This window comes from Aquamicrobium zhengzhouense (genome assembly GCF_016124105.1).
GTDB classification, from domain to species: Bacteria; Pseudomonadota; Alphaproteobacteria; order Rhizobiales; family Rhizobiaceae; genus Aerobium; species Aerobium zhengzhouense.
The window spans coordinates 100,464-121,017 of sequence record NZ_JADGMQ010000010.1 but is presented as its reverse complement, the minus strand read 5'-3'; the positions used below and the strand labels follow the sequence as shown (position 1 = coordinate 121,017).

Annotated in this window: 19 protein-coding genes; 10 read left to right on the top strand and 9 right to left on the bottom strand. The window is 58.1% G+C overall.

The genetic code is table 11. The features are described from left to right. Positions 1-91 precede the first annotated feature (91 nt). Both IOD40_RS14110 and IOD40_RS14105 read right to left on the bottom strand, forming a co-directional pair. A complete protein-coding gene (locus IOD40_RS14110) occupies positions 92-1,258 on the bottom strand; it encodes a CaiB/BaiF CoA transferase family protein (RefSeq protein ID WP_198477276.1) in 1,167 nt (388 codons plus the stop codon). A 61-nt stretch (positions 1,259-1,319) separates the two neighbouring features. Next, the gene (locus IOD40_RS14105; RefSeq protein WP_198477275.1) at positions 1,320-1,841 is read right to left on the bottom strand and encodes a MarR family winged helix-turn-helix transcriptional regulator; all 522 of its coding nucleotides are present in this window, start codon (positions 1,839-1,841) and stop codon (positions 1,320-1,322) included. Positions 1,842-1,962: 121 nt separating this feature from the next. Between IOD40_RS14105 and IOD40_RS14100 the strand changes: the two genes are divergently transcribed. From IOD40_RS14100 to IOD40_RS14060, 9 genes are all read left to right on the top strand, one after another. Next, a complete protein-coding gene (locus IOD40_RS14100) occupies positions 1,963-3,105 on the top strand; it encodes a 2-hydroxyacyl-CoA dehydratase family protein (RefSeq protein ID WP_198477274.1) in 1,143 nt (380 codons plus the stop codon). Next, entirely contained in the window at positions 3,102-4,373 is a 1,272-nt protein-coding gene (locus IOD40_RS14095; protein WP_198477273.1) for a 2-hydroxyacyl-CoA dehydratase family protein, read from the top strand. The genes IOD40_RS14100 and IOD40_RS14095 overlap by 4 nt, the downstream gene beginning before the upstream one ends. A 77-nt stretch (positions 4,374-4,450) precedes the next feature. Further along, complete coding sequence (locus IOD40_RS14090; RefSeq protein WP_198477272.1) at positions 4,451-5,593, top strand: CaiB/BaiF CoA transferase family protein; 1,143 nt, start codon at positions 4,451-4,453, stop codon at positions 5,591-5,593. After that, complete coding sequence (locus IOD40_RS14085; protein ID WP_198477271.1) at positions 5,590-6,684, top strand: CoA transferase; 1,095 nt, start codon at positions 5,590-5,592, stop codon at positions 6,682-6,684. Before IOD40_RS14090 ends, IOD40_RS14085 begins: the two co-directional genes overlap by 4 nt. After that, positions 6,684-7,850 carry a CaiB/BaiF CoA transferase family protein gene (locus IOD40_RS14080; RefSeq protein WP_198477270.1) on the top strand — a complete coding sequence of 389 codons (1,167 nt, stop codon included), beginning with the start codon at positions 6,684-6,686 and terminating at the stop codon, positions 7,848-7,850. Before IOD40_RS14085 ends, IOD40_RS14080 begins: the two co-directional genes overlap by 1 nt. A gap of 47 nt (positions 7,851-7,897) precedes the next feature. Then, entirely contained in the window at positions 7,898-8,911 is a 1,014-nt protein-coding gene (locus IOD40_RS14075) for a TRAP transporter substrate-binding protein (RefSeq protein ID WP_198477269.1), read from the top strand. Between the two features lie 62 nt (positions 8,912-8,973). Continuing rightward, positions 8,974-9,492 carry a TRAP transporter small permease gene (locus IOD40_RS14070; RefSeq protein ID WP_198477268.1) on the top strand — a complete coding sequence of 173 codons (519 nt, stop codon included), beginning with the start codon at positions 8,974-8,976 and terminating at the stop codon, positions 9,490-9,492. Beyond that, positions 9,489-10,784, top strand: coding sequence for a TRAP transporter large permease (locus tag IOD40_RS14065; protein WP_198477267.1), 1,296 nt, complete (start codon positions 9,489-9,491; stop codon positions 10,782-10,784). Before IOD40_RS14070 ends, IOD40_RS14065 begins: the two co-directional genes overlap by 4 nt. Beyond that, a complete protein-coding gene (locus tag IOD40_RS14060) occupies positions 10,781-11,992 on the top strand; it encodes an MFS transporter (protein WP_198477266.1) in 1,212 nt (403 codons plus the stop codon). The genes IOD40_RS14065 and IOD40_RS14060 overlap by 4 nt, the downstream gene beginning before the upstream one ends. A gap of 28 nt (positions 11,993-12,020) precedes the next feature. Here the strand turns inward: IOD40_RS14060 and IOD40_RS14055 are convergent, their stop codons facing one another. The 3 genes from IOD40_RS14055 to IOD40_RS14045 all read right to left on the bottom strand — a co-directional run bounded on the left by IOD40_RS14055 (position 12,021) and on the right by IOD40_RS14045 (position 15,348). Next, positions 12,021-12,797 (bottom strand): class I SAM-dependent methyltransferase, encoded by a 777-nt coding sequence (locus IOD40_RS14055; protein WP_198477264.1) that lies wholly within the window; start codon positions 12,795-12,797, stop codon positions 12,021-12,023. 122 nt (positions 12,798-12,919) lie between these two features. Beyond that, positions 12,920-14,632: a solute carrier family 23 protein gene (locus IOD40_RS14050; RefSeq protein WP_198477262.1), complete on the bottom strand. Its 1,713-nt coding sequence runs from the start codon at positions 14,630-14,632 to the stop codon at positions 12,920-12,922. A 20-nt stretch (positions 14,633-14,652) separates the two neighbouring features. Beyond that, positions 14,653-15,348, bottom strand: coding sequence for a carbonic anhydrase (locus IOD40_RS14045; RefSeq protein WP_198477261.1), 696 nt, complete (start codon positions 15,346-15,348; stop codon positions 14,653-14,655). Between the two features lie 255 nt (positions 15,349-15,603). On the opposite strand from IOD40_RS14045, the gene IOD40_RS14040 reads away from it, so the two are divergent. Then, positions 15,604-15,930, top strand: a complete 327-nt coding sequence (locus IOD40_RS14040) for an STAS domain-containing protein (RefSeq protein WP_198477260.1) — start codon at positions 15,604-15,606, stop codon at positions 15,928-15,930. On the opposite strand, the gene IOD40_RS14035 is transcribed toward IOD40_RS14040, so the two are convergent. The 4 genes from IOD40_RS14035 to IOD40_RS14020 are packed head-to-tail and all read right to left on the bottom strand — an operon-like array spanning position 15,868 to position 20,484. Next, positions 15,868-17,853: a PP2C family protein-serine/threonine phosphatase gene (locus tag IOD40_RS14035; protein WP_198477259.1), complete on the bottom strand. Its 1,986-nt coding sequence runs from the start codon at positions 17,851-17,853 to the stop codon at positions 15,868-15,870. The genes IOD40_RS14040 and IOD40_RS14035 overlap by 63 nt on opposite strands. Next, entirely contained in the window at positions 17,850-18,287 is a 438-nt protein-coding gene (locus IOD40_RS14030; RefSeq protein ID WP_198477258.1) for an ATP-binding protein, read from the bottom strand. The genes IOD40_RS14035 and IOD40_RS14030 overlap by 4 nt, the downstream gene beginning before the upstream one ends. Continuing rightward, complete coding sequence (locus IOD40_RS14025; RefSeq protein ID WP_198477257.1) at positions 18,284-18,967, bottom strand: hypothetical protein; 684 nt, start codon at positions 18,965-18,967, stop codon at positions 18,284-18,286. Before IOD40_RS14025 ends, IOD40_RS14030 begins: the two co-directional genes overlap by 4 nt. Next, on the bottom strand, positions 18,964-20,484 hold the full coding sequence (locus tag IOD40_RS14020; RefSeq protein WP_198477256.1) for an ABC transporter permease subunit: 1,521 nt from the start codon (positions 20,482-20,484) through the stop codon (positions 18,964-18,966). The genes IOD40_RS14025 and IOD40_RS14020 overlap by 4 nt, the downstream gene beginning before the upstream one ends. Positions 20,485-20,554: the final 70 nt, after the last annotated feature.

Genomic DNA, 20,554 nt, shown 5'->3' with positions numbered 1-20,554 from the left:
CGCTCGTGCGAAGAAATGTTGCGCACACGGCTCCTGCCTGTGGCTGCGGCAGGAGCTTCAGAGGAGCAGGGTCAGACGCTCCAGGGAGAGGTCAGGTTCTACCTTCTAGTTCCCGCAGGATTTCGTCGGTGTGCTCACCAAGTTTGGGTGGGGGAGCGCTGACCCCTGGACCATCTCGCTCGAAGCGGAAGCCGGCATTGAGGATGGTTGCTTTCTTCAGATCCTGATGAGGCACGTCGACATCCAGCATCAACCCGCGATCAGCGATCTGAGGCAGGTCAAGTACCTGTCTGACAGGTCGTACGGCACCGGCCGGAACACCGGCTAATGCCAGGATCTCTTCCCATTCCATCGCCGTTTTCGACTTGAATGCTCCTACTAGTTCGGCTTGAAGCTCGACATCATGCGCCATACGAGCATCCGGGGTCGCGAATCTTGGGTCCAGCAGCAGGTCACCCCTTTCAAGTGCGTTGCAAAGCCGTTCGTATTGATTTTGCTGCACGGCACCGATCGTGATTGCCCCTTCCGCAGTGTCGAACGTGTCAGCGGTTGGGGCGAGGGAAAAGCCACGATTTCCGGTCCGGCGCGGTTCCTGATCGGAAATCATGAGCGGGTTGAAGACCGAGGCCATCATGACGATGGACGCGTCTAGCATCGACATGTCGATATATTGGCCCCTTCGTTCCGGGTCCCGCTCACGCTGGATATAGGCCGACTGGATCGCGAAGGCCGCCAGAAGCGCGCTATAGGTGTCGACGATGGGGAAGCCAACGCGCATCGGCGCACTGTCCGGTTCGCCCGAAAGACCCATCAGGCCAGACACGCTCTGGATTATCTGGTCAATCGCGGGATAATCACGCATCGGGCCACTCTGGCCATAGCCAGATATGGAGCAGAAGATGAGGGAAGGGTTCTCGTCTTTCAGGCTCTCATAGCCGAGCCCCAGGCGATCAATGACACCGGGACGGAAATTCTCGACTAGGATATCGGAAGATGCGATCAATTTACGGGCTGCAGCTTGCCCTTCCTGGCTCTTGAGATCGAGGACAATCGATTTTTTTCCGGCATTCGCGCCGATGAACGGTTCGGCCATACCGCGCAGTTCTTTTCGCTGCGTGTAATTGCGTAACACGTCGCCGGTGGGTGGCTCGATCTTGATGACCTCTGCCCCCAGCAGACAAAGAAAATGTGTTGCAAGCGGTCCTGCGATGACGTGGCTGAAGTCGGCGATGCGGACTCCGGCAAGCGGCTGTGCCAAGACGATCTCCTCCATATTCGTTCACTTAGTGAACTAATTATGACGAGGGCTGTCAAGGCGTTCAGTCGTCAGAGGATCCAGATATGGACGTCGGGATTCCGGTGCGAAGTGCATGCCGCTCTTCAAGATGGGCGTGCAGCCGGTTCAGATAAGAGAAAAACTCTTCCCGCTCCTTCTGGCTGAACGGCTCCAGAAACGCTTCATGCTGGAGTGCGACCCGCTCGCGAAAACGCTCATAACGGGCCTGTCCCTTCTCGGTGAGCTCGAGCGTATTGAAGCGCTTGTCGTGGTCGTTCTTGCTGCGCCTGATGACACCGCGGGCTTCGAGTTCCTTCACCAGCTTGGTGATGGCCGACTTCTTGAAAACGAGCGTCGCTGCGAGATCGTTTTGAGAGATCGAGGGGTTCAGGCCTATCAGGCACAGGATTGCGATCTCACCCTGCTCGGCCTGGAATTCCGCATAGAATTCAGTGTTTTCGCCACGGATGTAGGCGCGGATCGCGCGGGTCAGAAAGGGAAGATTTTCCCGCAGCGGCCCGAGCTCCACACTGCCCGTCCTGTCGCTTTGTGCGGCATCATTCATACCCGCGTCCCTCCACTTTTGCCGAACTGAGTAGCGGTGAGGGGGAGGGGTGTCAAACATTCAAAGCCTCTTGACGACCTCTTCGAATAGTTCATAAGATGAACCATATTTGGGAGGGTACATGCCGAAAATTGACGCTTCCAGCGCATCCGACGCTGCGCGAGCCGAGCTTGAAACTGCCTTTGCGCAGCGCGACCGTTACCTCACCGGCGAACGGACGCGCGTCGGCATCTTTGGCAATGGGATGCCGACCGCGCTTGTCGAAGCTGCGGGCGCCTGCGCTGTGCATGTCGAGTTGGCGGAGGTCACTACCGGGGGAGGCTCGCCGATCGATGTGGTTATCGAACCGTTTCTGGATGCATCGGTCAGCACGTTCCTGAACCGCTTTTCCCGTGGTGAGTTTGCAGATCTGCAGGGCATCATCTTCGCCCGAGACGACGCGCCAGCGCTAATCGCCTACCAGTATGCAATTGAGTGGGTCAGACAGGGCCGCGCCAACTCTGCAGTTCCGCCGCTGTTCCTCTGGAACCTTGTCCACACGGATACCGAGCCCACCCGCCACTTCAATAGGGTTCAGGCTGACAAGCTGTTCGGCTTTTTCGAAGCGATTGGGCTGCGACGTCCAGGGCCCGCGCAGATCTCTGCAGCTATAGCAGATGAAAAGATGCGTGCAGCGTCCTTGGTGAAACTGTCCGAAGCTCGCGAGCAGGGGGTGCCCGCCGCCCAAGCTTTGCGTCTGAGAAATGCGGGCCGCTTCATGCCGGCCCCCAAACATGGCGAACTTCTCAATGCTGCCTTGTCTCTCATTGAGAAGACGCCTGCGGCCGGGCGACCCCGCATCGGAGTCATTGGCTCACCGCTGCTCAGCCTCAAAACCTACGACATGTTCGACCGCCTAGGGGTGGTCACATGTGATCTGCAGCCCTGGGGCGACGTGTGGCCGGGGAACTTCGGGGATGCAAAAGATCTCGATGAGCTGCTGGTATCAACCGCAGCAGATAGGTCCTGCCACAGGATCGTGCCCAGCGAAGCCTATCGACAGGCAATTCTTGAAGCTACGGCGAATGCAGGCTGCGATGTCGTCATCTGCCAGCTCGCGCAGACTGATGACACAATCGGCTGGGAGGTGCCTGCGCTCGCCGAGGCGTTCTCATCGCGCGGCACCGCATTCGTCAATCTTGGCTTCCGCGATCCAGAGCCCGACGAGGCATGGCTTGCAGACGCGGCAGCGGCTATTTCAGCGGCGCTGGGAGCACGTCAATGAGTGAATATTTACCTCTCGAATGCTCCCGCGCAGCCACTGACTATCAGCGCGAGTGGGCCAAAGGGCTGCGGCGCGATATCACGTCGGGCAAAAGCTATGCCTTTGTGAACGCCGATACCCCGCACGAATTGTTTCACCACATGGGTATGCCCATCGTTACCAACCAATGGTGGTCAGCGATCATTGCGGCGAAGCAGCTTTCCGAATTCTACTTCGATTACATGGAAAGTCGTGGCTTCCATGAGCGCCTGGCTCGCTATTCCAGCCTCCCTTTGATCGCAGAGCTTGAAGGCGACACGTCGCGCCAGCCATGGGGAGGGCTGCCGACGCCCTCTATCCTGTGCGCGCGCCAGAGCGCGGATGACCATCAGAAGATATTCTCGCTTTGGGCGGAACGGACCGGCGCGCCGTTGGCGCTTTTGTCGTCACCCGCAGTTCCTGACCCTCAGCCTGACTGGTGGCGCCTTGCCCGAGATGATTGGGAGACGCTTTACGGTTCTGACCGCCTGGACCTGATGGTCGCCGAGTTTGAGGTGCTGATCGCTCAGCTTGAAGAGATCACCGGACGGACGTTCGACCGCAGTTCGTTTGCCTCTTACATGGAGGCGATCAACGAGCAGGAGCGGATTTTCGAAGAAGCAAGCGCATTGATTGCACAAGCTCCTCGCTGTCCGATCCGCATCTCCGAGCAGATGCCGAACGTCATGATTCCCCAATGGCACCGCGGTTCAGACTGGGCGATATCGCACGCAAAACGCTTTCGAGATGAACTCACGGAGCGCGTGCAAAAGGGTGTTGCCGTCGTTCCGGACGAGCGTATCCGCATGATGTGGATCGGAGCTGGGCTTTGGTTCGATACCGGCTTTTATTCCGCCTTCGAGGAAAGCCACGGCGCAGTCTTTGCCTGGTCAATGTATCTGCCCTTTGCAGCCGACGGCTACATTCGCGAGGATAAAGGCGATCCACTGCGCACCCTCGCAGCGCGGGTATCTGCGATGAATGAACAATTGCACCAGCCCCCATGGATCAATGCCTGGATGGTTGAGCAGGCGCGTAGGTACCGCATCGACGTCGCGCTGATGCTCATTCCGGAGCATGACAGATTTTCGGGCCACGGGTCTCTTTATGCCAAGCAGGCACTGGAAGAGGCCGGCGTGAGGGTCATCGAGGTGTGGTCTGACATGGTTGATCCTCGCCAATGGGATCGGGATGCCATGGTCGCAAAAGTCACGCCCGTACTCGATGACGTGCTTGCGGAAAAAAATTGACATAGTTCACATTGTGAACCAACATTGTTGCAAACGAGACTGGCCTCAAGCTGGCGGTTGAATGTGGGAGGTAGATAGTGGGCGCTCTGGACGGCTTGAAGATTGCCGACTTTTCCTGGGTGGGGGCGGGTCCCCGCTCCACCAAGGATCTCGCGGACAACGGCGCTGAGGTCATCAAGATCGAATCGGCCAAGCGTCTCGACCTCGGTCGAATGTCGCCCCCCTTTGCGGGCAATTCCAAGGACTATGACGGCTCTGCGTTTTTCGCGCAGACCAACACCTCCAAGAAGAGTGTCACGATCAATCTGTCCGATCCTCGCGGAATCGAAATTGCAAAGAAGCTTGTAGCTTGGGCGGATGTAGTGGTCGAAAATTTCGGCCCAGGCTTCATGGAACGGATCGGCCTTGGCTACGAAAAGCTGCGTGAAATCAAGCCGGACATCATTCTGGCAAGCGTTTCTGTGGCTGGCCGGACGGGGCCGATGGCGGGTTTTCGCGGTTACGGCAACAGCGCGGCAGCGCATTCCGGCCATGCCTGGCTGACCGGTGATGAAGGTCAGCTGCCCCACATGCCGCCGCTCGCCTACGGTGATGTCGTGGCGCCGATGTTTGCGACTGTGGCGATCCTGGCAGCGCTGGAACACAAGGAGCGGACCGGCGAAGGCCAGCATCTCGACATCTCACAAATAGAACCGATGGTGCACGTCATCGCCGACATCTACGCGCAGGACGAGATCAGGAAGACCGGTAACGAGGACGAGAGTTATCTCCTGCACGGAGTGTTTCCGACGGCGGGTGATGATCAGTGGATCGCTATCGCAGTGGAAACCGAAGAGCAGGCGGAAAGCCTTCGCAGCGCCCTTGGGCTCAAGGATGGGGCGCTCGATCCAGCGGAGATTTCAGAGCGCACCGCTTTGGAAAACAAGTTCGATTTGTTTGAAAAGCTGACATCGGTAGGGGTGCCGGCTGGACCCGTTCTGGATGGCAAGGATGTATTTGAAAATCCGGAGCTCCGGGCCGGCGACCATTTCGTGAAGCTTGAGCATCCGGTGCTTGGGGTTTCGATGATGCCGACACCGCCCTACAAGATGGCGGAGACTCCATGGCAGGTTACCCGCGCGCCGCTTCTCGGCGAGCATAATCAGGATGTGTTTGCCGGAACGCTTGGGCTGGATCGCGCCAAGCTTGAGCAGCTGCAGGCGGAAGGAGCACTGGCATGAAGATGCTTGAAGGCGTCCGCGTCCTTGAGGTGGCGGACGGTTTGACCGACTTCGGTGGTCGCATTCTGGCTGAGCTTGGTGCTGATGTTGTCACCGTCGTTGTGGACGAGAACCGTGACCACGCACGTCAGCTCGCCTGGCATCATGGCAAGACGGGTCTGTCGGCGGATGACCCAGAAGCTATCCGCAACCTCTCGCGTGACGCTGATATTGTTCTTGATGGACAGCGGAAGGGCGACCGGTTCGACCTCGCATCTGCCGTATCCGGTTCGGACAAGGTGATCTATGTCCGGGTAGCGCCGTTCAGTGTACACGGACCATACGCAGACAAGCCGGCGACCGACCTCACACTTTTCGCGCTTTCGGGCCTTGCTCATGTGACGGGAGAGCCATCCCAGCCGCCGCTGCGCTTCCCCGGGGAGCAGGTTTACGCTCTGACTGGAATCCAGGCGGCAACAGCTGCGCTTCTTGCGCTGCAGGCACGTAGACGTACGGGCAAAGGCCAAAATATCGACGTTTCGGCTTTCCAGAGCGCAACGCTCTCCAACTACCGTGAAGCCATCATGTACGAATGGACGGGCCGGATCGGGCGGCGCATGGGCAACATGCTGGTGCGTGGCAAATCGGGCGTACGGCAAATCTGGCCGTGCAAGGATGGCTATGTCACCTGGTCGATGATCGACAACCCCTCCATGATGCGCGCGGTCGTCGCTGTAATGAATGAATGCGGTGCTGCTGGGGAGCTCCTGTCAATCGATTGGGACAACACCCTCGTCGCGGACACGCCTCAGGAAACAATCGAGCGCTGGCAAGGCGTGGTGGAGCGTTTCTTTGCTGACCACACCCGCGAAGAACTCGGAAAGTGGTCGCTGGAGCGCGGCTGGGGGCTTTCTGTGGTCTACGGACCCGAAGAGGTGCGCGAGAGCGAACATCTCAGGGAGCGCGGCTTGTTCGTGGATATCTCGGATGAGACCACCGGGGAGACAAAGCGATTGCCCGGGCCACTCTTTCAGACGCCTGCTAATGCAACGCCATCTCGAAACTTCAGCGCTCCGATCCCGTCTGCCTCGTTCAAGCGATGGAGCGCGTAATGTCCGCACCGCTTGAAGGCTGTCGCGTCATAGATTTCTCCAAGTTTCTGCCAGGCCCATATTGCACCTGGCTGCTTGCAGATATGGGCGCGGAGGTAATCCGGATCGAGAACCCGCGCGAGCTTGAGAAGCAGGCGAAGGTCTTCGGTTGGGACCGTCTGTCTCGGGAGGAACGCGACGCACTGCGGGAGAATGACATCCTTGCCCGCAATAAGCGGTCAGTCGTGCTCGATATAGGCGATGAAAAGGCCCAACTTGCGATCAAAGCTTTGGTCGCAACAGCCGATATTGTCGTTGAAGATTACCGCCCGGGTGTGCTCGACAAGGTCGGGCTCGGCTACGCTTCCCTCAGGGAGGTAAATCCGAAGCTTATCTTCACAAGCCTTACATTGTGCGGACAGAGTGGTCCCTATCGCGACAAGCCGGGACATGACCCTATCGCGCTTTCCATTGCCGGGGTCTTGTCGCGTGTTGGCGAAGATCCGGAGGCCCCCTCCTTTTCCGGCATCCCCGCCGCCGACGTCATCACCGGTACCCATGCGGCATTCGCCACTCTTGCGGCTTTGCATCAGCGGACTGCAACAGGTGAAGGGCAGCATGTCGACGTTGCAATGAGTGATTGTGCAATGTCGCTTCTGGTAAATGTCCTGTCTCGCCATCCCGATGTTTCGAAGATACCGCCTCGGGGCGCCCGGCGCGCGGACACAGGTCTTTGGAAGACGCGCGACGGGCTTTTCATCTGCACCACGGATATGGAGCCCAGGTTCTGGCAACGTTTCTGCGAGACCGTCGGCCGACCTGATTTCATCCCGTTGCAGAATAGGGTGGAGCAGCGGCCCGCCATTCGCGCGGCGCTTGAGGAGATCTTTGTCACGAAGGACAGGGACGAGTGGCTCGAGATACTTGGCGCTGCGGGAACCCAATTCGCACCCGTCTATGAGGTGGCTGAAGCTCTGAATGATCCACACAACCGTGCACGAGGGATGGTCGTGGAGCGCAAGACCGCTACAGGACGTGTTGTCCGTCAGATCGGCCAGCCTGTACGCCTTGGCGGCGGCACCGAGATTCGCAACCTCGGCCGCGCGCCGGGCGCGGACACCAAGGAAATTCTGGCAGGTCTGACATTGGAGGCACACCTTTTGGAAGCACTCATACCATCTGAATGACCGGGTCGGAGGCCCGGGCGGAACTGCATCTAAAGCGGGAGGAACCCATGACTATTAGAAAATGGACTATTGCACTGCTTGCAGCAGCGGGCCTCGGTCTTTCTTCGGGAACGGTGGTGGCAGCTGAAATCGAGCTCACTTTTTCGACCACCTATACGCCAACCCATCCCTATGGGCGGGCTGACGAGGAATGGATCAAGCGGATCCATGAGCAGACCGACGGCCGCGTCAACATCACGGCATTCTGGGGCGGCTCGCTCATCAACAGCCGAGAGGGCATTGACGAACTCAATGCCGGCGTTGCTGACATCTCTTACATCGCGCCGATTTATGCGAGCTCTGGCTACGACCTGAGCCGCCTGACCCCGCAGTTCTTCTACGGTTACGATGACGCGCTTGAGGTCCTTGAGGTCTACAAAAAGCTCTGGGACGAGTACCCGCAATTTGCGGAGGAACTCGAAGGCGCGAAGGTGCTTGGCTACAATGTCGGCACGCCGATGCACCTGATGCTTCGCGACAAGGCGCTTAACCAGCTCGCAGATCTTCAGGGCCTGCGCATCCGTTCGGCGGTAGACTTCATTGGCGCGCTGACCGCTCACGGGGCAGAAGGCGTGACCATGCCGATGACCGACACCTACCCGTCGCTGCAGCGCGGAGTTCTTGATGGCGTTATCGCTCCTTATGAAGCCCTCAAGTCTCTCAGCTTCGCTGAAGTGGTCAAATACTACTCGGAGCTGCCCCACAGCCGCGGTGCTTATCCGTCCCGCGCAATCAACGCGAATGCATGGGCCAAGCTGCCGGAAGACATCCAGAAGGTGTTTGAAGACAATATCGACTGGTGGACGAAAGCGACCTTCGACTACGCCCAGGAGTCTGAGGATGCCGGGCGCGAATACGGCGTGCAGCACGGAGTTCAGTTCAATGCCGTCGACCCCGCGGTGATCGCAGAATATGCGAAAGCGTTTGAGCCTGCTGCGCGCGAAACCGCTAAGCAGCTTGATGCAAAGGGCATCCCCGGTACCGAGATCCACGACAAGATCCGCGCTGCCTTGAACAAGTAGCAATCCGGTGCTCCTCCGCGCCAGACAAGGCGCGGAGGAGCACCGAACAGCTGGGGGCTGTCATGCAGTTTATCGATACTTTTTTAAAGCGAATTTGCGAGGCCGTGGGTGTCGTCGGTGTGCTGGCGATCCTGTCGCTAATGGCGCTGACAGTCGTGACGGTCGTATTCCGTGCGCTCCATATCGCTTTTCCCGGTACTTACTCGCTATCCGAACTTCTCCTCATCCCAGCAGTCAGCCTTTCTCTGGCTTACGCCGCGGTGAAGAACGAGCATACGCGTGTCGTGCTTCTCGTGGACCGCATCAAGAACCAGCGAATTCGATCAGCTCTGCATGGCATCATGCTGATGATCGGCTCGCTCTTCTGGGTGGCGGTTGCATGGGCGACGCTCCGGGAGGCGATCCGCAAAGGCGCACAAGGCGAATTGTCGCCAATCATTAATGTGCCTGTGGCGCCGTTCCGATGGGCGATGGCCGCCGCCATGATCCTTCTAATCATTGTTATCCTCTGGCAGGGTTACAAGCTCCTGCGTGGCATGAAGCTTGAAGAGGAAAATCACACGCCGGAAAAACAGACATGACCTCCGTTACCATTGGCTTTGCGGGGCTCGCTCTGCTTTTCACAGTCATTGCGCTCGGTATGCCCATTGGTTTCGCCATGGGACTGATCGGCTTCGGTGGCTTCGCACTTCTCGTCAGTTTTGATGCCGCAATCGTCAGGATCGGTGTAACGACCTACAATCTCGCGACAAACCTCGCGATTGGAACGATCCCGCTGTTCCTGTTTATGGCGCATCTGCTTTTCGCCGCGGGACTTGGCAAAGACATGTACGATTTCGCGGCCAAATGGGTAGGCCGCAGGCGAGGCGGACTTGCCATGGCGACGATTGGCGCGTCTGCCGGCTTTTCCTCTGTGAACGCGTCGAGCCTCGCCACCACGGCTACGATGGGTCTCGTCGCTCTGCCAGAAATGCGCAAGCATAAGTACAATTTGTCGCTTGCATCGGGCTCGATCGTCGCTGGAGGCGGCTTCGGGTCGCTGATCCCGCCAAGCGGTATGTTCATCATCTATGGTATTCTGACCGAGACATCGATCGGCAAGCTGTTTGCCGCAGGCATCATGCCGGGCATCACGCTCGCAATCCTGTATATTGCGATGATCGCGATCTGGTGCCGCATCAATCCCAACGCCGGGCCACGCGGACCAAAATATTCTTGGTCGGAGAAACTGCGTAGCTTTTCGAAGACCGGCGAGGTGATCGCTCTTTTCGGTCTCGTGATGGGAGGGATTGTCCTCGGCTATTTCACGCCGACTGAAGCTGGTGCCATCGGCGCTTTGGGTGCAATCATCATTTCGGCGGTTCGCGGACGCCTTACCATCGCAAGTTTTAAGGATGCCATCTACGCGACGCTGAAGACGACCGGTATGATCTTCGGTATCCTGTTTGGCGCGATGGTGTTCAACAGCTTCGTGACTGCGAGCACGATCCCGCTTCACATCGTCAATATGGTCACTGAAAGTGGCTTGTCGCCGATGGGCGTGATGCTGCTAATCCTTGGCGTTTATTTCCTTTTAGGAATGGTGCTGGACGCATCGGCAATGATGACGTTGACGATCCCGCTGTTTTTCCCATTGGTCACGTCTCTGGGATTTGATGCGATCTTGTTTGGCGTTCTTGTGGTTCGCATGACGGAGATCGCTCTGATCACACCGCCGGTCGGGATGAGTATCTTCATCCTTTCCGGTGTTGCGAAGGATGTGCCGTTGACGACGATGTTCAAGGGTGCGCTGCCGTTCGTGTGCATGGACATTATACACGTCGCATTGCTCTTGATCTTCCCGGCTCTGTCGCTCTGGTTGCCTTATCTGTGACAGCAACGGCAAGGGCACGCTGGATTGTCGTTTCGGCAACCGGCGTGCTCACCGGTCTTGGCCACGGCTTTGGAGCGTTTGCCGTCTCGGCCCTCCTGAAGCCGCTGGCCGTAGATCTTGATACCGGGCGAGGGGCCGTATCGACGGCGATAGGCCTTGGCCGCCTCGTGTCGGGTCTCGCCTCGCCACTGGTCGGGCGTGCAACGGACCGCTGGGGCACGCGCTGGATCTCGATTGTTGGTATCATCGTCGCGGCGATCGGGCTGCTGCTGCTTGGGTTCGTTCGTAACGAGTTCGAGCTCTACATTGCCTGGTCGGTAGTCTTCTCGATCGGAACGGCGATTGGATTTACCGTTACGCTTGACAAGCTGGTGGTGACCACGCTGTCAGAGCGACGGGGCATGGCGCTTGCCATCCGCTTCTCAATCGCGGCCGTGGTATCGACGTTTGTCGTTCCGATTGTTTCCTACATGGGGGATACCGTAGGCTGGCGTCAGACGAGCATTGTCTGGGGCTTCGTACTGCTTGCGATGGTAGCTGTGCCACTCGTCTGGTTCCGTGAGCAGAACATCCAAACCACCAGCATAGGACCGGCACTGACCGACGCGGTCCCGGTTCAAAGAAGCGTACTGCGAGATCGCAACTTCTGGGTGATCGGCCTTGCCCTTGCTGCGCAAGCCGGGGTGACGACCGGATTATCGGTACACCTTGTTTCGATCATGACGGACCATGGGCTGGCCGCCACTTCGGCTGGTAGCCTGTTTGGGCTCATGATCTTGCTGTCAATCCCGGTGCGGATACTCAGTGGCTATGTCGCCGATAAATTCGCGACGAGGATATTGCCGATCGTGCTTGGACTGTTGCTGGTTCTTGAAGCACTGGCGATTGCGAGCTTTGCTTGGGAGCCTGGTCTTTTGAGCCTGATCACGCTGATTGGCGCGATGGGCGTTGCTGCTGGCGCACCAACTCTTCTGGTTCTTGTTCTATGCAGCAAATTGTTCGGTGAGAGCAAATTCGCCACGATTCAGGGAAGCCTCATGCTGATGCAGGTACCAGCGACCATGGTGGCGCCGATGGCTGCCGGATATCTTTATGACTACACCGGTAATTATGAGATGGTCTCGTGGGGTTTTGCAGCTGTTCTCCTGTCAGGAGGCACCCTGGTCATGCTTTTGATCCGGACGGATCAAGTTGAAGCCGGGGCTTAGTTAGAACGTCCGCGCCCAAATCTTCCAACTAAGCACCTGCGATTTTGGCGCTGACGAGAAATCCGTAGCTCCAATCCGACGGCAGGACGCTGCTGCAAGCGTCGTCGAGACAGCCGAGACTTTTGTACCTCGTTACCGCTGTTTCAGGGAGCAGGCTTTCACCCGTTAGATGCTCTATTTCATAGCCAGCATCTGTCAGATCGCGAATAACCTCCTGGCGATCGAACAGGTGATAGAAAAGCTCGACGCTGCCTTCCTCGCTGTAGCGGTGGTAGTAAAGGTCGCCTTCCTCAAAATCAGGTGGGCGGCTTGACTGAACCATTGCGGCTTGTTCGTTGCGGAACCGCCGTCGTTTGTTGGGCAGGCCCAACACCAGCCGGCCGTCTGGCGCGAGTGAAGGGAGCAATCCGCGAAGCAGCGCAACTCGCCTCTCTCGTCCTGCAATATGTCCTAAAACTCCGAACGCAAACAGGACTACATCGAAGTTGCCTGCAAGAACCACTTCCTCCTGATAGACGGCGTCTCCGGGGCTGCAGATTTTGAACTGATCGGAAAGCTTGGCCCGATCTATTTGAGCGGCAAGAGCATGGCGTGCTGTCTCGCTGATGTCGACCGCGACCACCTTTGCCGCACGTGACTGCGCAACGGCGAGGCCGTAGCGACCTTCGCCAGCGCCGTAGTCGAGGAGACGTCCCCCATGTGGAACGAGGCGCTCGATCAGGCGCAAAGTTCGTCGATTGGGGCGCGGATAACGTGAGTGGTAAAGACCGGAACTGAAGTATCGGTCATAGCTTTTCGCTATCAACGCTGTGACTCCGACACCACTTAGTCCAGGAGGGGGAGTGCGCGCCTCTCGCATGGTCGCGTCGTGATGTTCGGGCGCCTCCGTTCCGCTCGTCCGCCGGGGTTGCGATTTTGCCATGACGCTCAATCCCGGAAGGTGAGGCGCAGCTCAGCGTGCTCACCGTCCTTGCGTGTACGCACCTGGTCTGCCAGCCGGTGAATGAGATAGCCTGCCATCCGCTGAGGAGCATGCTCGTCCTCAATCATCTCCTCGGGGCTTGGACGCCGATTGGAGATCTCCGGCAGAACGCCTTGATAACGCATGATGATTGCGAGGTTGTGTTCATCCAGACGCGTTTCCAGTTCAACCGTCTTGGCGTCCGGTGCCAGAAGAGCGTTGTCCATCAAAAGTTCAAGGGCTTGCCATGAGGCAAGTTCCGCCCGTTTTACGGACTGGTGCCGCGCACCCCAAACCTTGCCCTGTCCCTCGATGAAATTTCGCATCTCATCGAAATGTGTATCTGCGACCTGAAACACCTCACGGGTTCGTCGTCCAACGCCGATACGGAAAATCGCCTGGAGGAGGACGGCCGTCGTCAGAGAGAGCGCGAAAGAGGAGAAGTCGAAATAGCGGGCTGCAGAGAGGAGGCTTTCAAGACCAATCCGGACGTCGCCATAGGCAAGGAAGATCAGCAAGGGGATGCCGATGGCGAGCGTTCGCCGATTATCTAGCATCCGTGAGCCGATCATCTGCATGCCGCCAATGACGGCGAAGGACGACAAGAACAGGAACAGCGCTCCCAGAACTTCTCCGGGCAGGATAAGCCATGCCACGATGAACTTTGGGCAGATCGCGATCATAAGCAGTAAAGCTGCGGTCCATGGCGCGAGGTAACGGCTCGTACAGCCTGATGCCAGAGCCAAACTCGCTGCCCCACCACTTGCCGACATCGGCAGGGCATTGATCAGAGAGGCGAATATCTGCGCCAGTCCCTCAGCACGTACACCCCGCCCGATGGACTGGAAGTCCGGATGCGAAAAGTCGGCATCCATAAAACGCTGCGCGGTGATCTGAACACCCATCGATGTCAGGGACAGGGAAAAGCCCGTAATGATTGCCGGCACGAGAAGATCGGCGTCGAATTGCCAGCCAAATTGCTGGATGTCAGGAAATTCGAGCCAACTCGCTTGATGGAAGACGAGCACATCTTGAGGTGTCAGGAGGCCGAATATCCAGCTGAGAACCAGCCCGACACCAAGACCCGTCATTGTCGCGAACAGTCGGAGCCGGCTTTTTACCCAGACATTGCAGATGATCATCACAGAAAGCGTGATGGCCGCGACAGTAAACTCGAGTGGGGACGTGCTCTCGGTGTCATCAAGGCTGAAAATCAACCTCAGGCCGATCATGCCGATGCCCGCGCCGATGAGCAGCATGGCAAGGCCCGCGACCTCGACCGTGAAGATGGTTCTCAAACGTCTGATCAGGAACGAGAAGGCGATCATGGACAGTCCGCTGACAGCGAACATGCCGAAACCACCCCCAAGCCCCACCGTTGAGCCGGCCAGGAGAAGGAGTGGTAGCACAGAGGTGGTGCCCTGCACGGGCAGGAATATCCCGGCCCCGATGCCGAAACGTCCAAACGCCTGCAACAGGAGTGCAACTGCCGAATAAATCAAGCCGCAGCCGACGAGCGCCAGAAGCTGCTCATGGTTCAGGCCGAGCTCTCGCCCAATCAGCGAGGGCACCGCGAGGAGGGCGCCCAGGAAGGCGGCCTGCTGCAGTGCCAGCCCGAATGCAATGCGGGCTGGGGGGACCTCATTGGTCCAGTATATAATTGCTTCCGGACGACGCACGGTTCTGCCTCGTCAGAAAATTAAAGGACTGGCATAAGTTGATCGCCACCGGGCTGCGTTTTCCAGAGATCTCCGGTCTCCAGGTCAAACCACCATCCGTGAAGCTGCAGCGTTCCTGTCTCCACGCGGTCACGCAGCCAGGGATAGCTCATGAGGTTTCGGATGGAGTTCATGATCGCGGAGCGCTCGACCAGAAAGGTGTTGTGCTGCAGCCATTCCAGCGTGACAGTGCGGCGGCCGGACTCGGCAGTCGGATCGTTCACCTTCAGCTCGGTCGCATCCAGGGCAATATCCATCCAGTCATTGATAAAGTCGCGTTCCATGCGATTGCCCGCGGCGCCGGCGATCAGCGCCTTGATGCCTCCACAATGCGCATGTCCCAGGACGACGATGTGGTCGACCTTGAGATCGCGCACGGCGTATTCAATAGCGGCGCCGGTCCCATGCAGAGATGCACCCGGTGCATAGGGTGGCACGAGATTGGCGACGTTACGGACAGTAAACAGCTCTCCGGGTTTTGCGCCGGTCAGCAACGCAGGATCTACACGGCTATCTGAGCAAGAAATAATCAGCGTGGCTGGAGACTGACCTTCTTCGACGAGCTTGCGCATCATGTCGAGTTCTTGGCCGTAATTGGTGCTTTTGAACGTCTTTACACCTTCAACGAGGTGGTTGATGTCGCGGCAACCGCAACCGGGCTGATGGTGATCTGTCATTCGGGCCCCTCCCAATGTGAATGCGGGGCCCGGGCGCTGAACCAGAGACCCGTGGAATGTGATCGTTCCTGAAACTCAGCAAGACATTTGCACGAAAAATATGAACAAGCTCTATATCTAACTGCATAAAGGTCGGCCGTGTAAGGTGTATATTATCATTATCTAATGTTCTGGTAAGTGTTGCGTTGCGGCCGCTAAAATATTTACCTTTCCATCCTAATTTCCGGGCCCGCAACCGCAACAGCGAGAACGTTCATGAGCATAAAATTCGATAAGACAGAAAAAGCTGTCGTGATTCACCTTAACGGGCGATTGGACAGCACCAATGCTGCTGCGGTTGAAAAGGAAATTTTCGAGAATATCGAAAGCGCAAACGTGGTGATGGACGCCAGTTCTCTGGATTATATATCGAGTGCTGGGTTGCGGGTCGTATTAGTCGTTGCGAAGAAACTTCAACGCGAAGGCGGCAGGTTTGTTCTGTCAGGCTTGCAGCCGCACATTCGCGACGTCTTCGATATCTCAGGCTTCCTCAGCATTCTCGAGACTGCGGACGACCGCGAGGCCGCTCTCGCTGCCATCTGATCCGTTGTCGCCATCCGTGCGCTGCGTTCCATTGTAGCGCACGACCAGGCAAGTAATGTCGTCGGATTGCTCGGCTCCGCCTACGAACGTCTCAACTGCTGATGTCACGTCGTCCAGCACACGATCGACGCTTACGCGGTCTGCAGTTTGCAGCGCTGCCCGGAGCCTTTCCTCGGTAAATTCCTTGCCTGCTGAATCCATCGCTTCCGATATGCCGTCGGTGTAGAGGAAGAGGGTATCGCCCTCGCTGAGGTTGACGCTGGCCTGCTTGTATTTTGCTCCGGGGAAGACGCCGAGGGCAATGCCGCCCGTGCGGGGGAGATCCGCAACGCTTCCATCGCCGCGGCGGACTATCATGGGTGGATTGTGCCCACCATTGGCGTAGGTCAGGACACCTGTCTCGGTGTTGAGGATGCCGTAGAAGGTTGTGACAAACAGGTCCATCGGGTTTTGCGCGCACAGTGCGTCATTTGCAGCGCCCAGGCATTCGCCAGCGGAGATGGAATCGCGCGCACAAGCCTGGAGGATCGTGCGGGAGATCGCCATGAAGAACGCGGCAGGCACGCCTTTGCCCGAAACGTCGGCGATCACGATGCCCAAATCTCGCTCGTTGATCATGAAGAAATCATAAAAGTCGCCGCCCAACTCCCTTGCTGGAACCATGGTGGCCTTGCCGACATAGGCTGGATGATCAGGCAGGTCCTGCGGAAGAATTGCCGCTTGCAATGTCCGCGCAGCATCAAGTTCAGCCTCGACCCGGCGTTGCGTTTCTTCAAGCAGGAGGTTCTTTTGGTGAAGCTCGGCAGTGCGCGCGCGTACCTGTGATTCAAGATGTTCTTCGCGCGCCTGAACTTCGATCGCCATGTTCTGGAATACACGGGCGAGAACCCCCAGCTCGTCCGGGGTGCAGGCGAGGCTATCTAGGCTCTCCGGCTTGAACTTGCGGCCATCCATTTCTCTGGCGGCCCTCGTCATTTCGGCAACAGGGCGTGCGATCCGGCTCGCGAAGACAGCGGCGGCTCCAATGCCCCCTGCAAGCACCAGCCCGATAGTGCCCAGCCCATACACCAGATAGTCGAAGAGCATCTGGTTGAGGCGATTTCGCGATTGCGAAATGACGGTGGAGCCGATTGCGATTCCGGCGGTGTCGAGGATGGGTGCCGCAACGAATACGCGATCGGCAGAGATATCGAGACGAGGGGCAGTGGCGACGAGTGCGGCTGCGGCAAGCCCCTTGGCCTGGCTGTCCTGCACATCCTCGCCGACCGAGGCGAGCATCTTCTGATCATCATCGAAGACGATGATCGATTGCATTTCGTTCTGGTTCAGCAACGCGCCAAGGAGCACGGGCAGACTGTTCACCGTCCGGACGGTCTCCAAAATCTCCATGGACTGGCCAGCAATAATTGCGCCGCCACCTTCGATGCGTACCCCGACGAATTGCGCGCCATCAGCTGAACCACCCAGCGGCAAGGTGAAGCGGCCACCCTGAGCCAGGGCTTCAAGCGCAGGCTTTGACAGGCCCGCCGGAAGGCTTTCGCCGTTCACGACCGCCTTGTAATCGCCGACAGAGCTGGCCACGATCTGCAGATCTTCGTCCACTATCCAGAGGGCCGGTAGATTTCCCCGTGCTGCAATCTCCGCAAGCAGGGTACCGTGCCCCTGTTTCTCAGGCGCGGGAACGCGTGAGACGGCAAAGGCAAGATTCGACAGATCGTTGGAGATAACCTGCTGCATTTCCTCCAGCGAAATCTCGGTCAAACGCGCGCTTTCAGCGACGATCCGCGCAACAGTCTGAGCCTGTGATGAGGCCTGTTCGATAAGCGCGGAGCGTCCGAGCCAGCCGAAAACAAGGCTCAGGGTAATGACCGCCATTGTTATGCATGCGGCGACCATGAAGATAAGGCGTCTTGTGAGCGTCATGTGCCGGTCCCGCCCGTCTGCGTGTTCATGGTGAGGATGACGTGGTTTCGCTCGCTCTCGCGGCGGTATTCCACCTTATCAAGCATGACCTGGACAAGGTGCACGCCAAGACCGCCTACAGGGCGCTGATCGAGTTCGGCGTCTATCGCGGGCTTGGGCGCTTGCTTGAACGGATCGAATGCCACCCCGTGATCGACAATCTCAACCGAGATGTGGCCTGGTCCCTTGCGGATCACCACGCCGACCGGGTCGGCAGTTCCACTGTGGCGCACGACATTGGTGACCAGCTCCTCTACCGACATGTTGAGCTGAAAAAGGCGGCGCGTATCCAGGGCGCCCTGCGCAGCGTCTTCAATCGCATCCTGGATGAGGGCGATCGATTCAAGCCGAGGTTCAACTTCAAATCGCTCCTCGGAAGTGTCGGTACCTGTCATTGATCCGCCCTCCCATCTGCCCTAACGGCAACTTTGACGTTTGCTCCGCTTGGGTCAACGTTGTTGCCTTGAGCTGCAAGGCCGACCCTAAGCCAGTTCATCAGCCACGATAGTGGCAGGCAAAATCCAAGAAACCACAGCATTGCGTAGCTGTAGACCCAAAGTGTTGCCGCGTGTTCTCCTGCGGCCGCAATCACCGTGTTCGCACGATTTACGAGTTCCGGCACTCCGATCACAGACGCAGTCGAAGAAGCCATCACGATGATCAGGAAGTAGGTCGTCCATGCCGGAATGAAGTACAGCGCCTCGAGGCGCTCTCCCCGACGCAGATGGCGGATGCAAGGTTGAGCGTTGTCAGAAACAAAGCCTACAACCGCCACAGAAAGCGCCAGCGAGGCCTTTAGCCAGGCCGGGACTTCGACCTTGAGATTGCCAAATGCGAACTCACCAGGCAGCAAATAGGCGAAATAGAAGAGCAAAACGAATGTAGGAGGCAGGCGAGCCATTGCGGTAAGCCAGGATGCGGCGCGTGAACCGGATAGGCGGAGCTGTGCAAGGAAGATGCCAATAGGAGTTCCGATTGCCATGGCTGCCAGAGAGATGACGATATTCCATGCGAAGCCTTGGGCCAGGAACGGCGTCCAGACGAACAGCATTTCGGCGGCTTCTGCGTTCGTCATCGCGCGAGCAGCCTCTTCTCGACCTGCCCGAAGGCATAAACGACTGCCAGAACGAGCGCGACATAGCAGCCGAGCAGTATGTTCATCATGACGGCAACATTGCCGTAATCTGCGATGATCGCCGTGCTGGCGTGTAAGAGTTCACCGACCGCAATGGCGCTTGCCATGGCTGTTGCCTTCACAATGTTTATGCAACTGCCCATCACCGTCGGGTATGCCAGCCTTGCTACCTTCCTGGCCCGGTCCTCCGCGCGGATTGAAATCGCAGCAGAAGCTTCCGAGATGGCGATCGCATTAGACGCACCAGCGTAAAGGGAGAGGATCAGCACCGCGACCCAAAGTGCGTTCAAGGTCACTCCATGGGCGGCGAGCAGGCCGCCAATCCCGAAAAAGACAAGGTAGAGTTGCAGCAGCGGGGGGGTCATGCGGAACAACGTGGCCAGCATCTGCGCAGGGGAACGAATAAGACGCTTCTCGCTCTGTAGCATTTTGCCGCCCACTATCCCGAACAACAGGCTGCCGAGCACCGCGGCAACCGCGAGCAGGATCGTCGTCGCGAGCGCTTTCAAGAATCCGGCCCGGCTGAAAGGGTCGTAAAACGGGGTAAGGTCAAGGCCGAATTGATCCCGCAACATAACGAATGCGGTGCCGATCCCACGCAAGTCCTGAGCCTCGATCAAATCCAGGTCCCGGCATTCGACTGGCCATTTGCCATTTTCGTCTTGCCGACAGAGCCAGTTGCCGTTTGCGTCCCGCTGGGTCCAGCGTTGTTCGGCCTGCTCCAGGTAAGATGAGGGAGGTAGGTTCCACGTCTTCTCCAACTGCGTGAGCCACCCCTCCCGCAAAAGCATTGCGACTGTCTCGTCGAGGAAGGTGGCAAGGGGACCGTCATTTGCGACCGCTATCGCCCATGGCGCGACGAATTGCGGGGGGAGCATCCGGAAGCCTGACCATTCCGCTCTGCCAAGAAGATGCATGATGGCTGCCTCATCGTAGAGCCAGCCGGCGCAGCTTTTATCGCGGAGAGCAAGCTCTGCGTCACGCACCGAGCCGAATGCCTTGATTTCGGCGAGAAGGCGGGTCGCTGCCAACCGGTTCCACAACGCACCCTGCACTGCGCAAAGTTCGCGACCCTTGAGGTCATCCCAACTGCGTATGGGGCTCGCCTCTTCCAACAGTACGCTGGCACCGCCACCGTAATAGCCGGGCTCGATCATGCGAACGAGGCGGCGGCGGTCGATCGTGTCACCAAGGGTTGCGATGAGGACATCGATTTCGCCGGACGCAAGCTTTTGAAGGCGGTCGGAGCTCGTAACGGCGATCAGGCGGAGATTTACTCCAAGCAGCTGTGCAACTCGCTTGGCAACGTCGACCTCGAAACCCGCAAGCTCCCCCTCCATGTCGCGATACCCGAAGGGGCGATAGTCGGCTTTTACACCAACGACCAGTTCACCGGTCTGCAGGACAGGAGCGAGGTCATCTGCCCGAGCGCTCGGGGATGCCAGCAACGGGATCATCAAAATGAGCCCAAAAATGATATTTCTTTTTAGCAACTCAGCGCCCCGCCGATATTGAGGGGTACAGTAT

Excerpts from the sequence above, each read along its gene's own strand:
- IOD40_RS14105 (WP_198477275.1), bottom strand. The coding sequence starts at position 1,841 with ATGAATGATGCCGCACAAAGCGACAGGACGGGCAGTGTGGAGCTCGGG.
- IOD40_RS14100 (WP_198477274.1), top strand. The coding sequence starts at position 1,963 with ATGCCGAAAATTGACGCTTCCAGCGCATCCGACGCTGCGCGAGCCGAG.
- IOD40_RS14095 (WP_198477273.1), top strand. The coding sequence starts at position 3,102 with ATGAGTGAATATTTACCTCTCGAATGCTCCCGCGCAGCCACTGACTAT.
- IOD40_RS14085 (WP_198477271.1), top strand. The coding sequence starts at position 5,590 with ATGAAGATGCTTGAAGGCGTCCGCGTCCTTGAGGTGGCGGACGGTTTG.
- IOD40_RS14080 (WP_198477270.1), top strand. The coding sequence starts at position 6,684 with ATGTCCGCACCGCTTGAAGGCTGTCGCGTCATAGATTTCTCCAAGTTT.
- IOD40_RS14075 (WP_198477269.1), top strand. The coding sequence starts at position 7,898 with ATGACTATTAGAAAATGGACTATTGCACTGCTTGCAGCAGCGGGCCTC.
- IOD40_RS14070 (WP_198477268.1), top strand. The coding sequence starts at position 8,974 with ATGCAGTTTATCGATACTTTTTTAAAGCGAATTTGCGAGGCCGTGGGT.
- IOD40_RS14065 (WP_198477267.1), top strand. The coding sequence starts at position 9,489 with ATGACCTCCGTTACCATTGGCTTTGCGGGGCTCGCTCTGCTTTTCACA.
- IOD40_RS14045 (WP_198477261.1), bottom strand. The coding sequence starts at position 15,348 with ATGACAGATCACCATCAGCCCGGTTGCGGTTGCCGCGACATCAACCAC.
- IOD40_RS14040 (WP_198477260.1), top strand. The coding sequence starts at position 15,604 with ATGAGCATAAAATTCGATAAGACAGAAAAAGCTGTCGTGATTCACCTT.
- IOD40_RS14035 (WP_198477259.1), bottom strand. The coding sequence starts at position 17,853 with ATGACGCTCACAAGACGCCTTATCTTCATGGTCGCCGCATGCATAACA.
- IOD40_RS14030 (WP_198477258.1), bottom strand. The coding sequence starts at position 18,287 with ATGACAGGTACCGACACTTCCGAGGAGCGATTTGAAGTTGAACCTCGG.
- IOD40_RS14025 (WP_198477257.1), bottom strand. The coding sequence starts at position 18,967 with ATGACGAACGCAGAAGCCGCCGAAATGCTGTTCGTCTGGACGCCGTTC.
- IOD40_RS14020 (WP_198477256.1), bottom strand. The coding sequence starts at position 20,484 with ATGATCCCGTTGCTGGCATCCCCGAGCGCTCGGGCAGATGACCTCGCT.